General features: G+C 36.4%; 15 protein-coding genes and 1 pseudogene. 15 read left to right on the top strand and 1 reads right to left on the bottom strand.

Features of this window, described 5'->3' with window-relative positions; all coding sequences use genetic code 11:
* Positions 1-227: 227 nt before the first annotated feature.
* From IGK27_RS07665 to sprE, 7 genes and pseudogenes are all read left to right on the top strand, one after another.
* Entirely contained in the window at positions 228-5912 is a 5685-nt protein-coding gene (locus IGK27_RS07665) for a TIM-barrel domain-containing protein (protein WP_236722039.1), read from the top strand.
* Between the two features lie 23 nt (positions 5913-5935).
* Positions 5936-7927, top strand: coding sequence for an amidase domain-containing protein (locus tag IGK27_RS07660; RefSeq protein ID WP_033626455.1), 1992 nt, complete (start codon positions 5936-5938; stop codon positions 7925-7927).
* Positions 7928-8345: 418 nt separating this feature from the next.
* Entirely contained in the window at positions 8346-9077 is a 732-nt protein-coding gene (fsrA, locus tag IGK27_RS07655; RefSeq protein ID WP_078126945.1) for a response regulator FsrA, read from the top strand.
* Between the two features lie 88 nt (positions 9078-9165).
* Positions 9166-9894 (top strand): accessory gene regulator AgrB, encoded by a 729-nt coding sequence (locus IGK27_RS07650; RefSeq protein WP_016626960.1) that lies wholly within the window; start codon positions 9166-9168, stop codon positions 9892-9894.
* A pseudogene (gene fsrC / locus IGK27_RS07645) lies at positions 9891-11233 on the top strand (sensor histidine kinase FsrC). Before IGK27_RS07650 ends, fsrC begins: the two are co-directional and overlap by 4 nt.
* A 234-nt stretch (positions 11234-11467) precedes the next feature.
* On the top strand, positions 11468-13000 hold the full coding sequence (gene gelE / locus IGK27_RS07640) for a M4 family metallopeptidase coccolysin (protein WP_002357227.1): 1533 nt from the start codon (positions 11468-11470) through the stop codon (positions 12998-13000).
* Between the two features lie 48 nt (positions 13001-13048).
* A complete protein-coding gene (sprE, locus tag IGK27_RS07635; protein WP_002357230.1) occupies positions 13049-13903 on the top strand; it encodes a serine proteinase SprE in 855 nt (284 codons plus the stop codon).
* Between the two features lie 147 nt (positions 13904-14050).
* On the opposite strand, the gene IGK27_RS07630 is transcribed toward sprE, so the two are convergent.
* The gene (locus tag IGK27_RS07630; RefSeq protein ID WP_002357232.1) at positions 14051-14881 is read right to left on the bottom strand and encodes an MBL fold metallo-hydrolase; all 831 of its coding nucleotides are present in this window, start codon (positions 14879-14881) and stop codon (positions 14051-14053) included.
* A 391-nt stretch (positions 14882-15272) separates the two neighbouring features.
* Here IGK27_RS07630 and IGK27_RS07625 point away from each other — a divergent pair, with 391 nt between their 5' ends.
* The 8 genes from IGK27_RS07625 to lacD all read left to right on the top strand — a co-directional run bounded on the left by IGK27_RS07625 (position 15273) and on the right by lacD (position 25556).
* Entirely contained in the window at positions 15273-16127 is an 855-nt protein-coding gene (locus IGK27_RS07625) for a LysR family transcriptional regulator (RefSeq protein ID WP_002357233.1), read from the top strand.
* A 381-nt stretch (positions 16128-16508) separates the two neighbouring features.
* Entirely contained in the window at positions 16509-17897 is a 1389-nt protein-coding gene (locus IGK27_RS07620; RefSeq protein ID WP_257622604.1) for an MFS transporter, read from the top strand.
* 41 nt (positions 17898-17938) lie between these two features.
* The gene (locus IGK27_RS07615; RefSeq protein ID WP_075320326.1) at positions 17939-19999 is read left to right on the top strand and encodes an LTA synthase family protein; all 2061 of its coding nucleotides are present in this window, start codon (positions 17939-17941) and stop codon (positions 19997-19999) included.
* Positions 20000-20499: 500 nt separating this feature from the next.
* Positions 20500-21345 (top strand): glycosyltransferase family 8 protein, encoded by an 846-nt coding sequence (locus IGK27_RS07610; protein WP_033626394.1) that lies wholly within the window; start codon positions 20500-20502, stop codon positions 21343-21345.
* Positions 21335-22237, top strand: a complete 903-nt coding sequence (locus IGK27_RS07605) for a glycosyltransferase family 8 protein (RefSeq protein ID WP_002382420.1) — start codon at positions 21335-21337, stop codon at positions 22235-22237. The genes IGK27_RS07610 and IGK27_RS07605 overlap by 11 nt, the downstream gene beginning before the upstream one ends.
* Positions 22238-22622: 385 nt before the next feature.
* Positions 22623-23354 (top strand): GntR family transcriptional regulator, encoded by a 732-nt coding sequence (locus IGK27_RS07600; protein ID WP_002357240.1) that lies wholly within the window; start codon positions 22623-22625, stop codon positions 23352-23354.
* An 11-nt stretch (positions 23355-23365) separates the two neighbouring features.
* On the top strand, positions 23366-24538 hold the full coding sequence (gene agaS, locus IGK27_RS07595) for an SIS domain-containing protein (protein WP_002357242.1): 1173 nt from the start codon (positions 23366-23368) through the stop codon (positions 24536-24538).
* Between the two features lie 22 nt (positions 24539-24560).
* Positions 24561-25556, top strand: a complete 996-nt coding sequence (gene lacD / locus IGK27_RS07590) for a tagatose-bisphosphate aldolase (protein WP_002357245.1) — start codon at positions 24561-24563, stop codon at positions 25554-25556.
* The last annotated feature ends 11 nt before the right edge of the window (positions 25557-25567 follow it).

Here is a 25567-nt window from a genome sequence, read left to right as displayed (position 1 = left end):
TGAAAACGCATTCATCGGGAAATTGTGATTCTGTACTAAAATTTTTATATAAGATGAAAATAGATTGTTTTCATTTAATAATTTATTGAAAGGATGTGTTTATGGAGGGGTTACTGAAACTGACTTTCTAACAGTCTCAGTAAACTAAGAAAATCGTTATGACTTTTCATCTGGATAAAACTTTGTTGGGTTTTGGATTTTGTGAGTAATTGTGTCGGAACTATTCTATGGGGAGCAATTTTAAGGAGGAAAAAATGAACAAAGAGTATCAGGGTAAAAAAATTTACGGTAAAAAGCACTGGTTGACATTTTTATTAGTGAGTTCGTCTGTATTGGCGTTCCATTCGTTTGTTACGATGGATTCTCAAGTGGTTGATGCGCAAGAGCAAACAGCAAAAGAAGACGTAGCTGATTCAGCAACGTCAGTCGGAGCAATTGTGTCGATTGAAAAAGCGGAGAAAAACTTTGTCATTACGTATGCTTCTGGAAAAAAAGCACAAATTAGTATTTTAAACGACCATCTTTTTCGCTATCATCTAGATCCAACTGGTAAATTTGAAGAATATCCAACGCCAAATGATCCAAAGCATGTTGCGAAAATTACGGCTAAAACAATGGCCGACTATGGCACACAAGCCTTTGAGCAAACGAACGTCACAGATTCAGGAAACCAATTTATTCTAGAAAATAATGGTTTAAAAATTATATTCGAAAAAGAAAGCGCTTTAATGAAGGTTCTAGACAAGAAAAAGAATCAAGTTATTTTAGAAGAAACCGCTCCGCTATCCTTTAAAAATGATAAAGCTACACAAACGTTAAAACAAAGTAGTCAAGAAAATTATTTTGGCGGAGGAACTCAAAATGGTCGATTTACGCATAAAGGAACAGCTATCCAGATTGTCAATACGAACAATTGGGTAGATGGCGGAGTAGCATCGCCTAACCCATTTTATTGGTCAACTGCAGGGTATGGCGTTGTTCGAAATACATGGAAACCTGGCAACTATGATTTTGGAAGTCATGATCCACAAACAACCACAACAACGCACGAAGGAACAGATTTTGATGCTTTTTATTTCTTTAATGATTCCTCAGCAGGTATTTTAAAAGATTACTATGAATTAACCGGGAAACCAGCTTTGATGCCAGAATACGGGTTCTATGAAGCACATTTAAACGCGTATAATCGGGACTATTGGGTGAAAGTAGCAGAAGGAACCGCGGGAGCAGTTAAGTTTGAAGATGGTAATTTTTACAAAGAATACCAACCAGGCGATCTAGGAAACTTAAATGGCACGCTAGAATCTTTAAATGGAGAAAAAGAGAATTATCAATTTTCTGCACGCGCAGTTATTGATCGATATAAGAAAAACGATATGCCGTTAGGGTGGTTCTTGCCAAATGACGGCTACGGTGCTGGCTATGGCCAAACAGATTCATTGGACGGCGATGTACAAAACTTAAAAGAATTTACAGAGTATGCTCAAGCCAATGGTGTTGAAGTGGGGCTGTGGACTCAATCTAATCTCCATCCAGCGGATCCTAAAAATCCTAAAAAAGGAGAACGGGATATTGCGAAAGAAGTTAGTGTCGCTGGTGTTAAAGCTCTCAAAACTGACGTGGCGTGGGTCGGGTATGGGTATTCCTTTGGCTTAAATGGTGTAGAAGATGCCGCGAATGTTTTTGTAAAAGAAACAGACGGCGCAGTTCGTCCGATGATTGTTTCATTAGATGGTTGGGCCGGAACCCAACGGCACGCTGGTATTTGGACAGGCGATCAAACGGGTGGTCAATGGGAATATATTCGCTTCCATATCCCAACATATATCGGGACTTCGTTGTCTGGACAACCAAATGTCGGTTCAGATATGGATGGAATTTTTGGTGGAAAAAATAAAGAGGTCAACATACGTGATTTCCAATGGAAAACTTTTACACCAGTGCAGCTAAATATGGACGGCTGGGGCTCCAATCCAAAAACGCCATTTGCTTTTGATCAAGAAGCCACAGATTTGAACCGAGCGTATCTAAAATTAAAATCAATGATGATGCCTTATAACTACAGTATTGCCAAGGAATCAGTTGATGGACTACCAATGGTACGGGCCATGGCTTTAGAATTTCCTAATGAAGGAACAGCATATACAAAAGATTCTCAATACCAATATATGTGGGGACCCAATTTACTCGTTGCCCCAATTTATAATGGCAATCAAGATGAGGCAGGAAATTCAATCCGTGATGGAATCTACTTACCAGATGAAAAACAAGTCTGGGTTGACTTATTTACAGGCGAAAAATATCAAGGTGGCCGTGTCTTAAATGGAGTAAAAACACCGCTGTGGAAGGTGCCCGTTTTCGTCAAAGATGGCAGTATTATCCCAATGACGAATCCAAACAACAATCCAAAGGAAATCCAACGAGATCAACGATCTTTCTTGATTTATCCAAATGGCACCACTTCTTTTAATATGTATGAAGATGACGGAATTTCAACTAGTTATGAAGCTGGGCAATCAGCTACGACTAAAATAAATAGTCAAGGCCCTAAATCAAACGAAAAAGGGGATCTGACCGTTACTATCGAACCGACAAAAGGAAGTTATAGTGGCTTTGTTGATGAACGAAGCACCACGCTTGATTTGCTAGCTTCAGAAGCGCCCGAAAGCGTAACAGCAATGGTGGGGGGAACAGAAGTAACCTTGAAACAAGCAGCTAATAAAGAAGAATTTTTAGCTGGTACAAATCTATATTATTTTGATAAAGAATTCCAAGTGAATCAGTATCTTTCTGAAGCTTCAGGAGAAAAACTGAACCAATCAGCGTTATCAGTAAAACTAGCGAAACAATCTGTGACCGCCAAAGATGTTCAAATAACTGTCAAAGGTTTCATTAATAAAGGAACGGTTGACGGAGGAAATACAACGGTCGATGACCAGTTAACTATTCCGGCAAATGTCGCAATCAATGAAGAAAAAACAACGCCATCTTCTTTGACTCTTCAATGGGATCAAGTAACTGAGGCAACAAGCTATGAAGTAGAGCGTGACGGAACTGTTTTCGGAAATATTCAAACGAATACAGCAACATTTGATGGATTTTCCTTCCTAAGCGAACATACTTTTCGAGTTCGAGCTGTTGGAAAAAACGGGGTCTCTGAATGGAGTGAACCGATTAAAGGAAAAACACAAGATGATCCCTATAAAGAAACAATTAATCAAGTCAAAGCAACAAGTAATTTACCAGAACAACCAGGCGCAGAATTGAAGAAATTAACAGATAAAGATTTGAGTACAGGTTGGCATACGAACTGGTCAACCGGCATCGCTAATCCAAGTGATGGAAATTTCTTGTCTTTAAAATTTGATCTTGGTGCGGAGTATCAAATGGATAAAATTGAATACTTGCCAAGAGACAATGCCGGCAACGGAAATATTTTGCAACTCCAGTATCGGACGTCGAAAGATGGAGCTAATTGGACAGAGTTTTCAGAACCTATTAACTGGAAGCAAGATGCTTTGACAAAAACCATTGAAACGAAGGAGCAAGCGTATCGTTTTGTTGAAATGAAGGTATTAAAATCGGTGGGTAATTTTGGCTCTGGTCGTGAGATGCTCTTTTACAAACAACCAGGAACAGAAGGAATCTTACATGGAGACATTACTAATGATGGAACGATTGATGAAAATGATGCAATGAGTTATCGAAACTATACAGGCTTAGAATCTGTGGACAGTGACTTTAATGGCTATGTTGAAAAAGGCGATTTAAATAAAAATGGGGTAATTGATGCTTATGATATCAGTTATGTTTTACGACAATTAGATGGTGGGATTGAGATACCTGATGTCGAAGAAATTGCGGGCGGTTTATCCCTTGCTGTGGTTAATGAAAATGGCAAGGATACCTATCTTCCTGGCGATACATTAACCTTTACACTTAAAGGTCAAGACTTAAAAAACATTAATGCGTTAAGCACAAAAATGTCCTTTGATTCTAGCAAATTTGAACTTGTCGGTCAGCCTGCAACCACGAATAATACAAAACAAATGGAAAATTATTCTAAATATCGGAAACATTCAAATGATGTGGAGAATCTGTATTTAGTTCTTAGTAATCAAGGAAATAAACAATTGTTAAATGGTTCAATGGACTTAGTTACCTTTAAAGTTAAAGTAAAAGAAACAACTCGCGTAAAACGTGCGACAACTGTTGAGCAGCCATTACAATTTGATATGAGTCAAGGCTTATTAGTAGGCCAAGGATTCCAACAAGCCACACTTTCAGATTTTTCTGTAACAGTGAAGCCCACAGAGCTAGTAGATAAAGAGTTATTACAAGCGCTAATTACGCTAAATCAAGCACGTGTCGAAAAAGAATATACGCCTGAAACTTGGGCAATTTTTAAACCAGTCTTAGATGAGGCAGTAGCTGTTCTAGCCAATGAACAAGCCACACAGACAGACGTTTCTGCTGCTGTGGAAAACCTAGAAAAGGCTGCAAGTCAGTTGGAAAAAATGCCTGATGTAGCGAATAAAGCTGATTTAGAAAAAGCAATTCAAGAGGGGCTGGCGAAGAAACCAAGTGATGGGCAAGAATTCACCGAAGAAACTAAAAAAGTTCTCGAAGACTCATTAGCAGCAGCTCAAAAAGTATTTGCTCAAGAAAAAGTTACCCAAGAAGAAATAGACCAAGCGACTAAAACATTGCGTGAAGCAATTGCACAATTAAAAGAACAACCCGTCGCCGTTGATAAGGAAACCTTAAAAGAGAAAATCGCTCAAGCTCGAGGAAGAAAGCCGGAAGAAGGATACCAATTTACAAAAGAAACAGAAAAACAATTGCAAGAAGCAATTCAAGCGGCTGAAGCAATCGTAGCGAAAGAAACGGCGACAAAAGAAGAAGTCTCTGAGGCTCTAAACGCATTGGAAACTGCAATGGCTCAATTAAAAGAAGTACCCCTTGTAAATAAAGACCAATTACAAGAAGTAGTCAAACGAGCGCAGCAAGTCACTCCAAGTGAAGGGCACCAATTTACTGCCTCCTCGTTACAAGATTTACAAAAAGCGCTTTTAGCAGCTAAAAACACATTGGAAAACCCAGCAGCTAATCAAAAAATGATTGATGAAGCGGTTGCTGAATTAACTAGTGCCATCGATGGGTTACAAGAAGAAGCGTTAGTTACAGATAAAAAAGCCTTAGAGGCAATGATAGCCAAAGCAAAAGCAATCAAACCATCTGCCGGAAAAGAATTTACCAGCGAGTCTAAAGCGCGCTTAACTGAAGCAATTGACCAAGCGGAAGGGATTTTAGCTGATAAAAATGCTCGGCAAGAACAAATTGATACTGCTGAAAAAAATGTAAAAACTGCTTTGGATAGTTTAGAGGAACAAGTCCTTCAAGCGGATAAAACAAAGTTGAGAGAACTGCTTCAAAAAGCAGAAACCTTGAAACCTAAAGCAGGAAAACAATTTACAAAAGCATCGCAAGAAGCTTTAGCTGAAGCAATTAAACAAGCAAAAGCACTTGTTGAGGACCCAAGTGCGACGCAAGAAGCTGTGGACAAATGTTTAAGTATTTTAGCACAAGCCATTGAAGCAATGGCAGAAGAGCCAATCAGTAGCAACTCTACAGGCAACAATAGAAATCATGGCACGGTTAGCGGGACTGGTAGCGTAACCAGTCCAGGAAAGGGCACAGCAGCAGGTGGAACGACAACAAAAACCACCACTTCTGGTACTTTGCCAAAAGCAAATGAAGTTGTTTCGCCAATCTGGTCAATCAGTGGTTTTCTATTGATAGTAAGTATTGGTTTAGGAAAATTATTCTTCAAAAATAAAAAAGACAAAATTAGCGTATCATTAACTTACAAGGCGCATTTGTACAAAAACAGTGTGCAAATGCGCAAGTAAGTAATAGGAGAGGATTTTTACGAATGAAAAGAAAGAAAATCAAGAATCAACTACTTGTTTTAACAAGTATTCTCGTTCTTCTGAGTTTGGAAGTCGCTCCAGTTGTTACGTTGGCTGCAGAATTACCAAGTAGCTCGCTACAAACAGCTCTGTCCTCGGAAACGACAATTACTTCGGAAGAAAAAGTAATTGAAACAACCGAAACAACCGAAACAACTGAAACAACTGTTGCTACATCGACAACGTCCACTAGTAGTTCGTCATCTGAATCAAATAGTTCTACCGATACGACTACCGAATCAACGAGTCATTCAACGACAGAAACGACAACCACAAATACTAGTTCTGAAACAAAAAAAGAACCTACAGAGCCAACGGTATCATCAGAAATCACGCAGCCTATTGAACAATCGCAACCACCACAAGTTCAACCACCACAAGTTCCTGTGACCAAGCAAGAACCTGAAGAACCTATTCAAGTTCCTGAAGCCACCAATAACGTTGTTGAAGAAAATCAGGCTGTATCGTTAAATCCGTCCCTCAAAGTAGATGAAATAGCTTCTTCAAATTTAAAAGGCTACGAACTGCCACTGTTGTCGTCTTTTGGCGAAAAGAAACGGGCAGTCGTGGTGGCTGAAGCATTAAGACACATTGGGAAAACAAAAAAAGAATTTAATTTGACGGAGCAAGCATTGACCAGTAGTTTCCTTGCCCAAAAAATTTACCAACAATTATTTAAAATAGACATTGGCAGTACACCGCAAGAACAAATGACATTTGGTAAAGTTCGTTCTATAGAGGAGGCAGAACCTGGTGATCTGATTTTTTGGCAAACAGCTGAAGGAAAAACGCTTCAAAATGGTGTTTATCTTGGCCAAGGAAAATATTTAATTGCCGCAGCGGAAGCGGATTCTAAAGAGAAACCAGAAGTAATCGCTCAGTTAGAGAATATCTATACTGCCAAACAACAACCAGACTCAAAAGAGGAAAAACGCTTGGTAGTGACTAATCCTTTTAAGGAGTTCATATTAACGGAGTATGGCAAAGAAGTTTTAGCAACATATGGTGCGTCATTTGAAATGCAGAAGTCAGAACAAGCCACAGCGTTTATTAAAAAAATTGGTGAGACAGCCAGAGAACTTGGCGAAAAATACGATGTTTTTGCATCAGTGATGATAGCTCAGGCTATTTTAGAAAGTGGCTCTGGCGAAAGTCAACTAGCCAAAGAACCTTATTATAATCTCTTTGGCGTGAAAGGTTCGTTCCAAGGAAATAGTGTTAGCTTTTCAACAAAAGAGGCTGATCAGAGGGGCCAACTTTATACAATTTCCGCTGGGTTTCGCGATTACGGTGGTTATAATGACTCATTGCAAGATTATGTTCAATTACTCCGACAAGGGATTGACGGAAATCAAGATTTTTATAAACCAGCGTGGCGTTCGGAAGCCAAAAACTACCTTCAAGCAACGCGTTTTTTAACAGGTAAATATGCAACAGACAAGCAATACGATAATAAATTAAATTCGTTAATTGCGGTTTATAACTTAACGCAATTTGATTTACCAAAAACAGCAGACGGTTTGATTATCCAATCTAAAAATGAGCTGTCGGAAGCGGAACAGCAACAAATGCATTTTCCAGTCTATGATGGGATCAATTATAATCGAAGTGGTAGCTATCCCGTGGGCCAGTGTACGTGGTATGTCTATAATCGTTTCAAACAGTTGGGCACTTCTGTGGATGAATTTATGGGAAATGGCAGTGACTGGGGAAGAAAAGGACGTGCATTAGGCTATCAAGTTAGTTCATTGCCTAAAGCTGGTCGTGCGATTAGTTTCCAACCAGGAGTTGCTGGCGCAGATAATCAATATGGACATGTTGCTTTTGTTGAAGCGGTCACTTCTGATGGAATCATTATTTCTGAAAGCAATGTCATCAATGATCAAACGATTTCGTATCGTGTCTTACCTAATGCAATTGCTTATAGTAGTGGCGTGACCTACATTGGCGCTTGATCGACTCATTCAACAGGAAGAAGTGTGGATGTTTAAGTAAAAAATTAGCACAATGATCCATGTGTGAACTAACAAATTAAATTAACCAGAATCGACCAATGAATTGATTTTGTCATGTATAAAATGACAAGAACAGTTTGGCGGTTGATTCTTTGTTTTTCATCAACGAAGAGACAATAGTCCTCATGATTCGTTAGAAAAAGATGAATAGTCCAAAGTACTCTTTCTTGATCCTTTGTTATTTTATGTTTTTGTTTGCAGGAAACTACTGAAATCGCTATACTAAATTTATGTGAATATACTAACAGACAATCAATTTTTTATCTCTTTTATTGGTGTATAAATTGATTGAACATTATAATCATTTGTCTTTTGTTGTGTAATTTTATATCTTCTTGAGAAAGGGATGAGTGAACAAATGGCTATTTATATATTAGAAGACCAAATTATTCAAGCAAAAGCGTTAGAAGCATTGTTAACAAATATCCTACATTCAAGAAATATTTATAATGAAACAATCCATTTATTTTCACGTTCAGATGAATTATTACAAGTGGCACACCAGGACGCCCAACTAAATATCTTTTTCCTAGATATTCAAATGAACAATCATATCCAGGCAGGATTTGAGGTTGCTAAAGAAATCAGAAAAACAGACAGTGAAAGTCTGATTGTATTTATTTCTACTCACACAGAATTAGTTTTAACTTCCTACAAATATATGGTTTCAGCTCTTCAATTTATTCAAAAGAACGTGGATTTTCTAGATTTCCAAAAAGAGGTCGAAACATGTGTCGATGCATATATTCAACAAAAAGAAAATATAAAGACAAAAAGTGAATATATTATCATTAACTTAAAAGCGTCTTCTATAAAAATGGATATTAATGATATTTATTTCTTTCAAACGGAATACGATCATCGTGTGTCAATGGTTGGTAAAAATTTTAAAAGAGAATTTTATGGAACGTTATCAAAAATTGAACAACTGCATCCAGATTTAATTAGAGTCCATCAATCAATCATCATCAATAAAAAATATGCGTCAAAATTAAATTATAAAACGCATCTTTTAACTATGAGAGACGGAACGGAAGTACCAGTCTCAAGAAGATATTATACTCAGGTCAAGGCACTATTTCTTACTTAGGGAGGGATAATGACTAATTAAGGAATTATCTATCTATTAGTCGCTATATTCGTTATAATTTAGTGCAATACTTGAAGAGGAGGGCGATATGCTAATCGATTGGATTCTAAAAAATATTATGGATATGGATCAGGAAGATCAATCAGGAAAAACACAATGGACAAAGTATTATCTAACCGTTTATTTTTCTGGCTTATTTAATTTTCTGATGATTCTGATTTTATCAGTTTTATTTGGGACGTTAAGCGAAACCTTTATTGTATACGTCGTACTGATTTTTTTACGGCCTGTCGCAGGTGGCTGGCATGCAAAAACTAAATGGCTCTGTCGTCTAGAAAGCATTGTTATCTATGTCGCCATACCATTTGTATTGAAAAATTCTTCTGTGAGCTTACCGTTTATTTATAAAATTCTATTGATGTGCCTCTTAGTCGTATTATTTTATTGGTATGCGCCACAAGGAACAGCAATCGAACCTGTTCAGCCATCTGATTTAAACGTGCTCAAAAAGCAAAGCCTTATAAGGGTGTGTTTACTTATTTTATGTAGTCTGTTTGTCAAAGAAAAGATTGCTTCAGTAATACTCTACGGTCTCGTCATCCAAGGTCTGATGATACTCCCTGTAACAAAAAATTTAATTGAAGGAAGTGTTTTTATGAAATTTGGTAAAAAAATAATTAAAAATGTTATTGAAAAAAGAGTTGCAAAAGTCAGTGATGGTGTGGGAACTAAGCCTAGATTAAATCAAAATTCGCCCAATATATTTGGACAATGGATGGGACAAACTGAAAAACCTAAAAAGAATATTGAAAAATGATTTTGTCGTTATTAGCTACTAACGTTTTGCTTGTATCTAGCTTTATCGTTTTTGTCTTTTTACGAGTAACATTGATCAAGATTGAATGTAAAATACCGTTACTTTCATTGCTTATTGTCATTAATCTTTGTTCGTTTGCGGCATTAATGTTGGGCTACTCTTGGTTGATTTATGCGCTGACAGTCGTTATTTTTACAGGATTTTTACTCATTCACAAAAAGAGGTTCTCAATTTTTAAAGCGATATTTTTATCCGTTTTTACATTGCTTATGGTTTCGTTTATCAATTACACGGAGCAAACGATTTTAAGTGTTTTTTTTCAACAGATTTATCAAAATAAATTATTATGGATTGCCTCAAATGTTCTTCTGTTGCTTATAAATATCTGGATTGCTTTAAAAATTCCCAATAGTGTTTTTTTAAGATTAAATCGTGTGTTAGAAAATAGTCGAATTTTTTTGGTTGTTTACTTTTATTGTTGATTCTGTTGTTACTTTTTGTGTTTTTGATTTCGCCAGAGATTTCACCTGACTTTATGCGAGGATTTGTCACGGTAAATAGTTCTAAATTGGAGTTATTAATAAGTGTAGGTTTATTTTTAATTCTGATTGGCTTAGTCATTGAAGCTTATTTGGAAGAACAACGTATCAACACTCAATTATTGAATAATTTAACGATTTATACTGAAAAAATAGAATCCATTAACGAAGAGCTAGCGATGTTTCGTCATGATTATAAAAATTTATTGTATAGTTTACAAATTGCTATTTCATACGAAGATATTCTGGAAATCAAAAGAATTTATGAAGAAACGATTGCACCAACCAAAAAAATTATTGATAATGAAGAATTTGAACTTATGAAGTTAAATCGTTTGAAAAATATGGAACTTAAGGCACTCATAAGTATGAAAATTAATACCGCAAAGCAAGCAAAACTAAAAGTGATTGTTGATGTGCCAGAAGTATTTATTCTCGATACATCAATCGACTTAGTGGTTGTGATTCGTTTGTTGGCTATTCTATTAGATAACGCGATTGAAAACAGTGCAAAATCAGAATTGAAAATGTTCGCTATCTCAATTTTCAATAAAAATGAAACACAAGAGTTTGTGATAACAAATAGTGTCCAAGCCGAATTTGATTTTAGGGTTATGAAGAAAACCAAATTTAGTTCTAAAAGTAACCCAGAAGAGCACGGTTGGGGATTGTTATATGTAAAAGAAATTGTTGATTTTTCAGATCAATTTGACTTGCAAACGTCCTTCAATGAAGGATCGGTTACTCAACATTTAATTATTGAAAAAAATCATAACAGTAAAAAAGTTGTTAACGAATGAATTTGTTAACAACTTTTTTGCTATGGTATTGAGTTATGAGGGGCAATACAGGGAAAAATGTCGGCTGATTAAGGAATTTAGATAGTGCCGGTTAGGTAGTTGTCTATAATGAAAATAGCAACAAATATTTACGCAGGGAAAGGGGCGGTCGTTTAACGGGAAAAATTAGGGAGGATAAAGCAATACTTTTGTTGGGAAAAGAAATAAAAGGAAACTGGGGAAGGAGTTAATTGTTTGATGAAGGGAAATAAAATTTTATACATTTTAGGTACAGGCATCTTTGTTGGAAGTTCATGTCTATTTTCTTCACTTTTTGTAGCCGCAGAAGAACAAGTTTATTCAGAAAGTGAAGTTTCAACAGTTTTATCGAAGTTGGAAAAGGAGGCAATTTCTGAGGCAGCTGCTGAACAATATACGGTTGTAGATCGAAAAGAAGACGCGTGGGGGATGAAGCATCTTAAGTTAGAAAAGCAAACGGAAGGCGTTACTGTTGATTCAGATAATGTGATTATTCATTTAGATAAAAACGGTGCAGTAACAAGTGTTACAGGAAATCCAGTTGATCAAGTTGTGAAAATTCAATCGGTTGATGCAATCGGTGAAGAAGGAGTTAAAAAAATTATTGCTTCTGATAATCCGGAAAATAAAGATCTTGTCTTTTTAGCTATTGACAAACGTGTAAATAATGAAGGGCAATTATTTTATAAAGTCAGAGTAACTTCTTCACCAACTGGTGACCCCGTATCATTGGTTTATAAAGTGAACGCTACAGATGGAACAATTATGGAAAAACAAGATTTAACGGAACATGTCGGTAGTGAAGTAACGTTAAAAAACTCTTTTCAAGTAACGTTTAATGTACCAGTTGAAAAAAGCAATACGGGAATTGCTTTACACGGAACGGATAACACAGGGGTTTACCATGCAGTAGTTGATGGCAAAAATAATTATTCTATTATTCAAGCGCCATCACTAGCGACATTAAATCAGAATGCTGTTGACGCCTATACGCATGGAAAATTTGTGAAAACATATTATGAAGATCATTTCCAACGACACAGTATTGATGATCGAGGGATGCCCATCTTGTCAGTTGTTGATGAACAACATCCAGATGCTTATGACAATGCTTTTTGGGATGGAAAAGCAATGCGTTATGGTGAAACAAGTACACCAACAGGAAAAACGTATGCTTCCTCTTTAGATGTAGTTGGTCATGAAATGACACATGGTGTGACGGAACATACTGCCGGTTTAGAATATTTAGGACAATCAGGTGCCTTGAATGAATCTTATTCTGATTTGATGGGTTATATTATTTCGGGTGCATCTAATCCAGAAATTGGTGCGGATACTCAGAGTGTTGACCGAAAAACAGGTATTCGAAATTTACAAACGCCAAGTAAACACGGACAACCAGAAACCATGGCTCAATACGACGATCGAGCACGGTATAAAGGAACGCCTTATTATGATCAAGGCGGTGTTCATTATAATAGTGGAATTATTAATCGGATTGGTTACACCATTATCCAGAACTTAGGCATTGAAAAAGCACAGACTATTTTCTACAGCTCGTTAGTAAATTACTTAACACCTAAAGCACAATTCAGTGATGCTCGTGATGCGATGCTTGCTGCTGCAAAAGTTCAATATGGCGATGAAGCAGCTTCAGTGGTGTCAGCAGCCTTTAACTCTGCTGGAATCGGAGCTAAAGAGGATATTCAAGTAAACCAACCAAGTGAATCTGTTCTGGTCAATGAATGAAAAAAATTCCCCAATTAAATAAAAATGGATAAGGAGTGGCATAATCTTATGAAAAAGTTCTCCATACGAAAAATTAGTGCTGGTTTTTTGTTTCTGATTTTAGTAACTTTGATCGCCGGTTTTAGCTTGTCTGCAAATGCAGAAGAGTATATCGTTCCTGCCGAAAGTCATTCACGACAAAAAAGATCGTTACTGGACCCTGAAGACAGAAGACAAGAAGTGGCAGATACAACCGAAGCGCCTTTTGCGTCAATCGGAAGAATCATTTCCCCTGCCAGTAAACCAGGCTATATTTCTTTAGGAACAGGCTTTGTTGTTGGAACTAATACAATTGTCACCAATAATCATGTGGCTGAAAGTTTTAAGAATGCCAAAGTATTAAATCCGAATGCCAAAGATGATGCTTGGTTTTATCCAGGTCGAGATGGCAGTGCGACACCATTTGGTAAATTCAAAGTGATTGATGTAGCTTTTTCCCCGAATGCGGATATTGCGGTAGTGACTGTCAGCAAACAAAACGATCGTCCAGATGGCCCAGAGTTGGGAGAAATTTTAACGCCATTTGTTTTGAAAAAGTTTGAATCTTCAGATACCCATGTCACAATATCAGGCTATCCAGGTGAGAAAAACCACACACAATGGTCTCATGAAAATGATTTGTTTACATCTAACTTTACAGACTTAGAAAATCCATTACTATTTTATGATATCGATACAACAGGTGGTCAATCTGGTTCCCCAATCTATAATGCTCAGTTTGAAGTAGTTGGTGTTCATTCCAATGGCGGCATTAAGCAAACAGGAAACCATGGTCAAAGACTAAATGAAGTGAATTATAACTTTATTGTCAATCGAGTGAATGAAGAAGAAAATAAACGTTTATCCGCTGTGCCAGCAGCGTAAAGAACCATAAAAATACTCGGAATTTCCAGAATCACGGGAAATCTCGAGTATTTTTGTTTTTTAAGATAGTGTAAGTTACGATAAAAGTACCTTGTAATTATCGGTTAAAAGCATATAATAGTGCTGAAAAGAAGGCAAATAATCCGATTAAGTTAGTATTTCTAAACCATCATAACTCGTAATGATTTCATGCTTTTGAGATAAAGCCGCCATCTCCGCATATGACAAGCCGCCATTGTGAGAAAAATGGTTGGCAACGTAAATCGTTTTATCTGTGACGAGTTTTCTTTCTTTTAATTCTGTAATTAATTTTAAATTTTCTTCCCAATTCATATGACTATTGCCAGTTTCGTTTGTTTGACTAGTACAATCTAAAGAAACAATACTAAGAAGTAAGTGGCTCTTTTCAAGATATTCAAACATTTCTGACGTAAAGTAACCTGTATCATGGGTGGATAAAAAAGCATCTTTACCATCGTCTATAACGAAAATAAAACAATCTTCACTGAAATTTCCATGTTGTGCAGGAAGGGGATAAATCGTATAGTTCGCAATAGTAAAACATTTGTAGGGCTGAATAACCTGATAATGTAATCGGGTATCATCTTGCCGACCTTCTAAATCAAAGGCGCGCTGATAAAACGTCTTAACTGCTTCATTTCCGTAAACAGTTAAACGATTGGGAATATCTAATGCATAACCAGACATTCGATAAGCCAAATCCTCGCCGTAAAAATGATCGGAATGCCAATGAGAGATTAGTAAAGAGTCAAAGTCTGCAAAACACAAGTCGTACTGCAACAGGTGTAAATAAGAATCCCCTGGAAAATCAATCAGCAGGACATCATCAATAATTAATTGAGTTTGTGTACGAATTTCTCGTCCTTTTTTCTCTCGAGCGTACTTACATAATTTACAATTACAAAAAATTCCTGGAATCCGTTCTGCTGCACCCGTACCTAAATAGTTGATTTTCATTGGGAGTACCTAACCTTTCTTTGACATTCTTCATACTTAGTAGATAACGCTGAACCTTAAAGTAAATGGGCATGGAAACTGAAACATTTGTTGTGTCCATCTTACCTTTTTTAGAAAAGAATTGAAATGGAATTTCTTAAGTAAATTTGCGTAAAATAGAAAAAGCTAGACGCCTTTTTTAATAAGCTGAATTTGTTGTGAATGTTCATGCTATTTCCGAGAAAAAGTTTTACCAAAGGCACTTTCATATTCATCTGCTATTAGTTATAGAAAAATAACAAGATGGACATAGCTTATTAGAGCAAAAATAACTACGCTATTGATAAAGAGTGAGGCGTGTTTTGAACAGGTTGCGTGGGCAATTGAATTTGAATAAAAGGGATGACAAAAGATGACTATTGAAAAATTAGAATATTTTTATACCATTGCAAAATATAATAGTATTTCCAAAGCAGCCTCTGAACTTCATGTTAGTAAATCAACCTTAAGTGCGTCATTAAAAGATTTGGAAAGTGAATTGGGCCATTTACTTTTTGACCGTAACGGGAATTCTTTGACGTTAAATTCCTATGGTGATAAAATCGTCCAATCTGTATATATCATTTTAAACGAGGCCAAGAAAATGAAACTTAATTTGCATGAAATGATTGAGAATCCAGTGATGCGTTTAGGTTTTGGAAATACGTCCTTGATGTATAAAGTGACAGAAAATGAGGATCAACTGAATCGTTTTTGGGAATGTTACCATGGTTCATCGTTTGAGTTATTGAATAAATTGGAGAATCATGAGTTGGATTTTGTGATTACTTCTGCAGATGTGAATAGTCCAGTTTTAAAGAAAGAACAATTAATTGAACTAAAAATGTATCTTTGTGTTTCAAGAGAAATTAAACAAGAAATTGAGGAAGAAGGCTTCACCTGTTTGACCAACTATCCATTTCTATTTTTGCCACATCACTTAGATCATTTAGAAGCTACCAAGAGTGTGCTAGAAATGTTGCAATTAACAAGTCCGCTTGTTTGTTGCTACGATACGTTGATGCTTACTCGTCTCATTGAAAAAAGTAAAGGAGTTTATGCGGTGATCTCTCTTCGGAAAGAACAACTGCAGGAAATTGATTCTAAACTCTTCTTTTTACCGATTGAACGAAAACAAAAATTTTATTTATACCGAAATGTTTCCAGTTCGGTTTTTGTCCAACCTGGTCAAATCAAGGCAACTTTACAAAAGTTGCTAGAGACTTAGCCATTAAAATTACTTTGGAATAGTTACCCAAAATAGCTTTATTCGCTTAGATTTACTTCTGCTGCGGATAAGGCTATTTTTGTTGTTCATTGTTTAAAAGAGATGCTCAATTATGGGACTGTTCGATATTTCTGAACGGAATGTTCAATTATTTAATAACTTAAGAATCGATAAATCGTATCTATTACGGTTCAATTTAAAGGGGTTCTGGTGTATAGTTTGGCTATCTAAAGATTTACTTTTTTAAGTATAAAATAACTAAATGGCAAGGAATATAAAGAACTGTTGATACGTGAGTACTTGCGATAACTGTGTCGTTAGAAGTTTAAGTGTCATTGTTGCTTTTCCTGTTTTATGTAGTTGCTAGAAAGGACTGTTTTTATGATCGATAGAAAAAAAGTTATTTTGTATACTTGTTGCATGAGTTTGTTTGTAGTGACCATGGATGTTACGGTTGTCAATGTGGCGTTACCATCCATTCAAAGTGATTTTCACACGAATCTGTCTACATTACAGTGGGTAACAGATGGGTACACTTTAATGGTAGCATCCTTATTATTGTTGTCTGGGTCTACAGCAGATCGAATTGGCCGTAAACGAGTCCTTCAATTGGGCTTAGCCTGTTTTGGTTTAGCGTCTTTCCTATGTGGGATTTCGCAAACCCCAGGGCAATTGATCGCGTTTCGCATGTTGCAAGGGATTGGTGGTTCTATGTTAAATCCGGTAGCAATGTCTATTATTACACAGGTATTTACCGAAAAGTTAGAACGTGCGAAAGCAATTGGCTTGTGGGGCTCTGTTACAGGGATTTCCTTAGGCATGGGCCCGATTATTGGCGGACTAATTGTTTCTTATTTTAGCTGGCGGTATGTCTTTTTTGTAAATGTACCGATCATTGCTGCGGCAATTATCCTTACACAAAAATTTGTACCTGAGTCAAAAGTAGAGAAGACGGCGAAAAATGATTTTGTTGGTCAAGCATTGATGATTCTTTTTCTATTTAGTTCTATCTATTCCATTATCGGACTACCTAGAAAAGGGCTTTTCGGGCCAGATATTTTAAGTACTGGGATAATCGGCTGTTTAGCCATTGTCATTTTCTTTATTTATGAATATAACATTGACAATCCGTTAATCAACCCGCGTTTCTTTTTATCTATTCCATTTACATCGGCTTCTTTTTTAGCTATTTTTGGCTTTATCATATATAACGGCTATTTATTTTTAAACACGCTATATTTGCAAGAGATGAGAGGCTTCAGCCCGTTGGAAGCTGGATTATCAACCATTCCTTTGGCTTTTGTTAGTTTTCTTGTTGCCCCGAGAGCCGGCGAAATGGTAGGGAGAATAGGGACGAAACGTCCTATTATGCTTTGTGGTATTTCAATGTTGGCTGTTAGCTTTTTACAATTATTTGTAACTAAAACAACGCCTATGATTATTTTATTTGTTATTTATATCTTTTTAGGCATTGGGTTTGGGATGTTAAATTCGCCGATTACCATTACAGCGATTGAAGGAATGCCACTTTCTCAGTCAGGAACGGCAGCAGCCATTGCGGTGACATGTAAGCAAATTGGCAATTCTTTAGGGGTTGCGCTACCAAGTCTTTTAATTACAAAGCCTATTACTAGTTCGCTTACTCGAACACCTTTTACAAACGTATGGCTTTTATTTGGATGTTGCGCCATTGCGATTATCTTTTTAAGTTATTTATCCAATTCTCCGCTAGCGAAAAAGTCATTGCGCAGAGTTAGGTTTTATTTTTAACAAATCAAGATTTTTTTGAAGGGAAAGGAAGACAAACTTAGATGAAAAAAATAAATAACCGATTAGGACTCTTTTTATTTTTTGTTTTACTCTTTTGGGCAAAAACGATTCTGGCGTATTACCTAGATTTCTCATTGGGCGTTAAGGGCAGTCTCCAGCGAGAAATTTTATGGTTCAATCCAGTTGCTACTACGCTGTTATTATTTGGTTTTAGTTTGTATTTTAAAAAGCATAAAACATTTATGCTTAGCTTAACTCTTTTAAATGTTTTAAATACATTAATTTTATATTTGAATATTATTTTTTATCGTGAATTCACTGACTTTATTACCATCCAATCTGTTTTTGGCTTTTCAAAAGTTTCAGAAGGGATTTCTGGTGATTTACTTGCTTTAATAAGAGTCCACGATGTCTTTTATTGGCTAGATACTTTAGTGCTGCTCGTTTTGGTATTTTACTCTTTTAAACAGCGACGGAATCATCAAGTCTTTGTGACCAAACCTATCAACAGAAGATTGGCGATCTCAATTAGTTGTTTAAGTGTCTTGCTCTTTTCGGTTAACTTATTTTTAAGCGAAACCGATCGTCCTCAATTGCTTCAAAGAATTTTTGATCGTAATTATATTGTAAAATATCTTGGCTTGGATGCATTCACAGCCATCGATGGTGTCAAAACAGCCATGTCAAATGAGGTAAGAGCAGAAGCTAGTTCAAACGAATTACCTGAAATCATGAAATTTACCAAGCAAAACAATTTACCGCTTAATCCGCAGTATGCCGGGATTGCCAAAGGAAAAAATGTATTTGTGATTCATTTAGAAAGTTTTCAACAATTTTTGATTAATATGAAAGTCCAAGGCCAAGAGGTTACACCGTTTTTAAATCAGCTCTATCAAAACAAAGCGACAATCAGTTTTGATAATTTCTTTCATGAAGTAGGGCAAGGAAAAACGAGTGATGCGGAGAACATGTTAGAAACAGGAACATTCGGGCTCCCGCAAGGCTCTCTTTTTACACAATTAGGATCAGACAATACTTTCGAAGCGGCTCCCGCTGTTTTAGGACAAAAAGGCTATACAACCGCTGTTTTCCATGGGAATGTGGGGAGTTTTTGGAATCGGGACCATGTGTATAAAAACTTAGGTTATCAATACTTTTTTGATCGGTCATATTTTTCAAAAGATGACAAAATGCTAGGTTACGGTATTTTAGATAAACAATTGTTGCGTGAATCAGCTAGTGAGCTTGAGCATTTACAGCAGCCATTCTATGCGAAGTTTTTAACTGTGACCAATCATACCCCTTATTACACGGATGACCAAAACTTCCCGTTTCCTAAATTGAACACAGGCAATTCGATTGTGGATGATTATGTTCGAACAGCGCACTATTTGGATCAATCGCTAGAACAATTTTTCCATTACTTGCAAACAACAAGTTTATACAATCATTCTATTTTTGTTATTTATGGTGACCACTTCGGTATTTCAGATGCAAACAACAAGGACTTATGTAAAGCTTTCAACCGCGATCCAAAAACGTGGACAAACTATGACAATGCGCAATTGCAAAGAGTACCTTTGATGTTTTACATGCCAGGCTATACGCAAGGGAAAATCATGCACGAATATGGTGGGGAAATTGACGTTTTACCGACACTGTACCATCTTTTAGGTGTCGATGATAAAAATTATATCCATTTTGGCACGGACCTTTTATCTCCTCAATATAAACAAGTGGTTCCTTTTAGAAATGGCGATTTTGTAACGCCTCAATTTTCTTATCTAGGTGGGGAAATCTACAATAATCAAGGAAAAAAATTAGACCAAGTTCCAGCAGATTTAAAAGCAGAAGTCACGAAAGATAACGATTGGGTGAAAAAATCGTTAAGTTTATCTGACAAATTAAATCAGGAAAACCTTTTACGTTTTTATAAACCACAAGGATTCCAAGAAGTGCAACCAAAGGACTACAACTATGATGTGGCTTTTGAAAAAAACAAAGTCTTAGAAGTAGAAAAACAAAAAAATGCACAATCAACTAGCTTGTTTAGTCAAAATGGCAATCAAACGACAGTCCAAAATTATCCGACTACGCCATAGATCATTTAAGAAGGATAATTTTTGGAAGGGAAAGAGAATCATATATGAAGTGAAGGAGGTCAGAACAGAGCCGTTTATTTTCGAAGGAATTGGTTCTGTTCCCGCCATTTATCAGGTTTTGAGCCTGGAACAAAAATCCAAAGTGATTTTTGTCCCAGGCTTTTTCGCTCTTTTATTGAGTAAGAAGTCAGTTTAGAATTTATATTAAGTTTCGCTGTACATTTTAAAATTATCATCAACAGAAAATACAACAGGCGGATTTCTAGATAAAAAAATTAGTAAAACAAGTATTAAATAAATAGTATTTTTGAGGATAAAGTAAGAGAAATGTTGTTTTTTTAATAGTTGTTAACGGAAAACAAAATTATTTTATAGCCATAAAATATATTTTTATTATAATTATATTATAAAATAATGAGCATATGATTTGCAGATAAGTTTTTCAGGGCCTATTCTGAATAGGAACTTAGCTATAAAAATAAAAGAGGAGAGTGGTTTTGATGAGAAAAACTCAGAAGATTGTGCCAATTGTGACAGCTTCAGACGAAAATTATGCTCCTTATTTGAATGTAATGATGACAACTGTTTTAGAAAATTGTCATGCGGAGAGACCTGTTCATTTTTATGTGATTGATGATGGGCTGTCGCTATCTAGCAAAAAAGCACTCCTAGAAACGGTTAGTAGTAACTCACAAAATGCAACTGTTGAATTTCTAACAGCAGACAAAGAAGTCTATCAAAATTTTTTAGTGAGTGATCATATTACAACGACCGCATACTTACGCATTTCTTTACCGTCACTTTTACAAAAATATAGCTATAAAAAGGTTCTTTATTTAGATGCAGATACGCTGGTTTTAGATGATATTGTCCAGTTGTATGATACGCCATTAGTGAACCAAACGATTGGCGCGGTTATTGATCCTGGGCAAGCATATGCCTTGAAACGTTTGGGCATCGATTCCTCCGATTATTATTTTAATTCAGGAGTTATGATGATTGATATTGACCGATGGAACGAGAAAGCAATCACGCAAAAAACAATTCAGTATCTAGAAGAAAATGGGGACCGCATAGTTTATCATGATCAAGATGCTTTAAACGCTGTTCTTTATGAAGATTGGCTAGCTCTAGAACCAAGATGGAATATGCAGACGTCTTTAGTTTTTAATCGTCATGAAGCGCCTAATGAAGCCTATCAAAAATTATATACAGCGGGAAATCAAGATCCAGCGATTATTCATTTTACTGGACACGATAAACCTTGGAATACGTTAGAAAATCATCCTTATACAGCTCTTTATCTAAACAAGTTAAAGAAAGTAGGTGCAAGAAATGGAAAATAGAAAAGAATTAGCGATTGTCTCCTGTTGCAATACCAACTTTGTACCGCATCTTGCTGCTATGTTTGTTTCAATTTTAGAAAATAGTCCTTCAGCGGCAGCTGTTCATTTTTATGTGATTGATGACAATATCAATTTTGAAAGCAAGCAACTACTGTATTTTACGATTAAACATACCCAAATCAATGCAGAGTTAACATTTTTAAAAATCAACCCCCATTTTTTCAAAAATGTTGTAACCAGTGAGCGAATTCCCAAAACAGCTTACTACAGGATTGCTATTCCAGAGTTGTTTAGAGGAAGCCAGATCGAACGGCTGTTGTATATGGATTGTGACATGATTGCCTTAGATGATGTCGCAAAATTATGGACAGTTGATTTAGGTGAAAATATCATCGCCGCTGTTGAAGATGCAGGGTTCCATCAACGTTTGGAAAAAATGGCGATTCCTGCAGAATCTATGTGTTATTTTAACTCAGGCTTGTTGCTAATCGATGTTAAAAAATGGTTGAATTTAGATGTAACCACTAAAGTCTTAAGATTTATTGAAGAAAATCCAGATAAATTACGTTTCCATGATCAAGATGCATTGAATGCGGTTTTACACGACCGTTGGACCCTGTTGCATCCTAAGTGGAACGCCCAAGGTTATATTCTGTCAAAAGCGAAAAAACATCCAACTATTTATGGAGAAAAACAATATGAAGAAACGAGAAGAGCACCATCCATTATCCACTTTACTGGCCATGTCAAACCTTGGACGAAAGAATTTCAGTGGTATACCAAGCGTTATTATGATCAATATGCGAATAGGACGGCCTTTCGTTGTGTCAACACATTTAATCAATATTTATCTTATACGAAAATTAGTAGAAGGATTGAATATGCTCAATAATGAATATTGTCATGGATTTCGTAAAATTAGTTACTTGTTAGTTGTTGCCAGAACCAAACAATAGAAACGAAGAAGTCGGGATCGAACTGTTTTTCAGATTTTGAGTATGAGACAAAAATCTAAAGTGATTTTTGTCTCATACTCTTTTTTGTCTATTTAAAATAAAGCCAGCAACTGGTATCATATTTAAGGATGGTTTTTTATAAAAAAATGATTTCTTGAGGAAAAAAATATTACAATAAAGAAAAATAAAAAAATGTAAACGTTATCATTTCAAGGTTATAGCGGTATGAAGATATTTATTAATACTTTTTATTGACAAAATAAAAAAAACCACCGTACTATTGGTTTGTGGTTATAACCAGTTAGGGTAAAGGAGAAAGTTATGGAAAATGCCTTTAAAAACAAAGCTTTGTATCATCAACTTGTTGATTTGCTGCAGGAACGAATCGAAACATGCATGATTCCTCATGACAAGTTGCCCTCTGAACGTGAATTGACTGCACAATATGGAGTGAGTCGGACGACGGTCCGGTTAGCGCTACAAGAACTAGAAAATAGAGGTTCCATCTATCGTCGTCATGGCAAAGGAACATTTGTTTCAGATATAAAAAAAGAGGCCGCTGATTTAGCTGGCGCATATAGTTTTACAGAACAAATGAAAGGACTGGGTCGAAAACCACATACCCGTATATTATCCTTCGAAAAATTGGAAGCGGATAAATTTATTTGTCAGCATTTGAATCTTTCGTTAGGAGAGGCGGTTTTTAAATTAAGTCGGTTGCGGATTGCTGATAACGAGCCATTAATGGTTGAAGACACATACTTGCCTGTGAAATTTTTCTTATCACTTACGGATCAATTACTACGTACCAAACCATTATATGATCTATTTTCGGAGGATTTTAAGCAAACCGTTCGTTTAGCTGATGAAGAATTATACGCTAGCATTGCGTCAAAAGAAGATGCCAAATTATTGATGATTCCAGAAGGAGCGCCAGTCCTTCATTTAGCACGCCAGACATATAACATGAAAAATGAAATTATTGAATTTACGTTGAGTGTGGCACGAGCAGACCAATTTCATTATCAGATACGCCATATTCGGAATAGTTAGGAGAGTTAAGTATGTTTACAGCAGAAAAAGAAGAACTAGAACAACTAGGAGCGGAAATCACGACACGTGAAATTCGTCAGCAACCTGAGCTTTGGCAAGAAACCGTGACACTTTATCATGAAAATCAAACAGCTTTGGAAAACTTTTTAAAAGAAGTCCAAGCCAAAGCGCAAGGAAAACGAACAAGAGTAATTTTTACAGGAGCAGGGACTTCGCAATATGTCGGAGATACGGTTGTACCTTATCTCCGAGCACACGGCGACACACAAGCCTTTTCATTCGAAAGTATTGGGACAACGGATATTGTGGCCAAACCAGAAGATTATCTGATTAAAGACGAACCAACATTGTTAGTTTCGTTTGCAAGAAGTGGAAATAGTCCTGAAAGTTTAGCGGCAGTTGAAGTAGCTAATCAAGTGGTTGAAACAATTCATCATTTAGCGATTACTTGTGCCGAAGAAGGACAACTGGCACAAATAAGCCAAAAAGAAGAAAACAGCTTTTTATTCTTAATGCCAACACGTTCCAATGATGGTGGTTTTGCGATGACTGGCAGCTTTTCTTGCATGACCTTGGGTACATTACTACTCTTTGATCAAACAGCCTTTGAGCAAAAACAAGATTATGTAACCGCTCTAATTAAATTAGGTGAAGAAGTGCTATCCCGTGAAGAAGAATTAAATGAAATTGTTAACCTTGATTTTGAACGAATTGTTTATGTTGGTTCTGGAAGTTTAGCTGGTTTGACAAGAGAAGCGCAATTGAAAATTTTAGAACTAACAGCCGGCAAAGTTGCCACAATTTTTGACTCTTCTATGGGCTTCCGTCATGGACCAAAATCATTTATTAATGAAAAAACAATAATGTTTGGTTTTGTTAATAATACACCATACACAAGAGATTATGACTTGGATATCTTAGAAGAAGTTCACGGTGACGAAATTGCGGCGGGTGTTTTTGCGATTGCTCAACCTGGCAAACGTAATTTCTCAGGTTCAACTATTGAATATTCCGCAGAAACTGCTCTATTACCTGATGGCTATTTAGCATTAGCAGATATCATGGTAGCCCAAACAGTCGCACTTTTAACATCTATTAAAGTTGGAAATAAACCGGATACCCCTTCACCGACAGGTACAGTGAATCGTGTGGTTAAAGGCGTAACGATTTATGACTATAAATAATACAACATTTGGAGGAGGAACTATGCTTACGTTAACAGCTGGAAAAAAAGCGGCAATGGATCGTTTGTCAACCCAAGAAGGAATCATTAGCGCATTAGCCATTGATCAACGAGGTGCCTTGAAAAAAATGATCAAAGCGCTAGATGTAGAGCCAACTGATGCACAAATTGAAACGTTTAAAGAATTAGTCTCGAAAGAATTGACACCTTATGCGTCTGCCATTTTATTGGATCCAGAATATGGATTGCCTGCTGCAAAAGCACGCGATACCGAGGCTGGATTGTTACTCGCTTATGAAAAAACGGGCTATGATGCAACAACTCCGGGACGATTGCCTGATTTACTAGCAGATTGGTCTGTTTTACGCTTGAAAGAAGAAGGCGCAGATGCGATTAAATTTTTACTATACTATGATGTGGATGAGGATCCAGAAATCAATCATCAAAAACATGTATTCATTGAACGCTTAGGAAGTGAATGTGCAGAAGAAGACCTACCATTTTACTTAGAATTAGTTTCTTATGATGCACAAATAGCAGATGCGACTTCTTTAGAATATGCAAAAGTTAAACCGCATAAAGTGAATGAAATGATGAAAGAATTTTCTAAACCCCAATATAAAGTAGATGTATTGAAAGTGGAAGTTCCAGTTAATATGAATTTTGTAGAAGGTTTTGCGCCGGCTGAAACAGCGTATACAAAAGAGGAAGCGGCGAATTATTTCTTAGAACAAAGTCAAGCCACTGATTTACCATTTATCTTTTTAAGTGCCGGTGTCTCAACAGAGCTATTCCAAGAAACACTACGTTTCGCTAAAGAAGCTGGTTCAACATTTAATGGTGTTTTATGTGGCCGTGCTACGTGGAAAAATGGCGTGAAACCTTTCGTTGAAGCAGGAGAAACTGCGGCTTGTGATTGGTTAAAAACAGAAGGCCGAGAAAACATTGAAAGTTTAAATGAAGTCATCGCAGCAACCGCCAGCTCTTGGCATGCGAAAGTTCAAGTAAACGAAGGGTAATTGGGAGGCAT

It is taken from the genome of Enterococcus sp. DIV0236 (assembly GCF_050558525.1).
Taxonomy (GTDB): Bacteria; Bacillota; Bacilli; order Lactobacillales; family Enterococcaceae; genus Enterococcus; species Enterococcus faecalis.
This window is presented reverse-complemented; position numbering and strand designations above follow the sequence as displayed.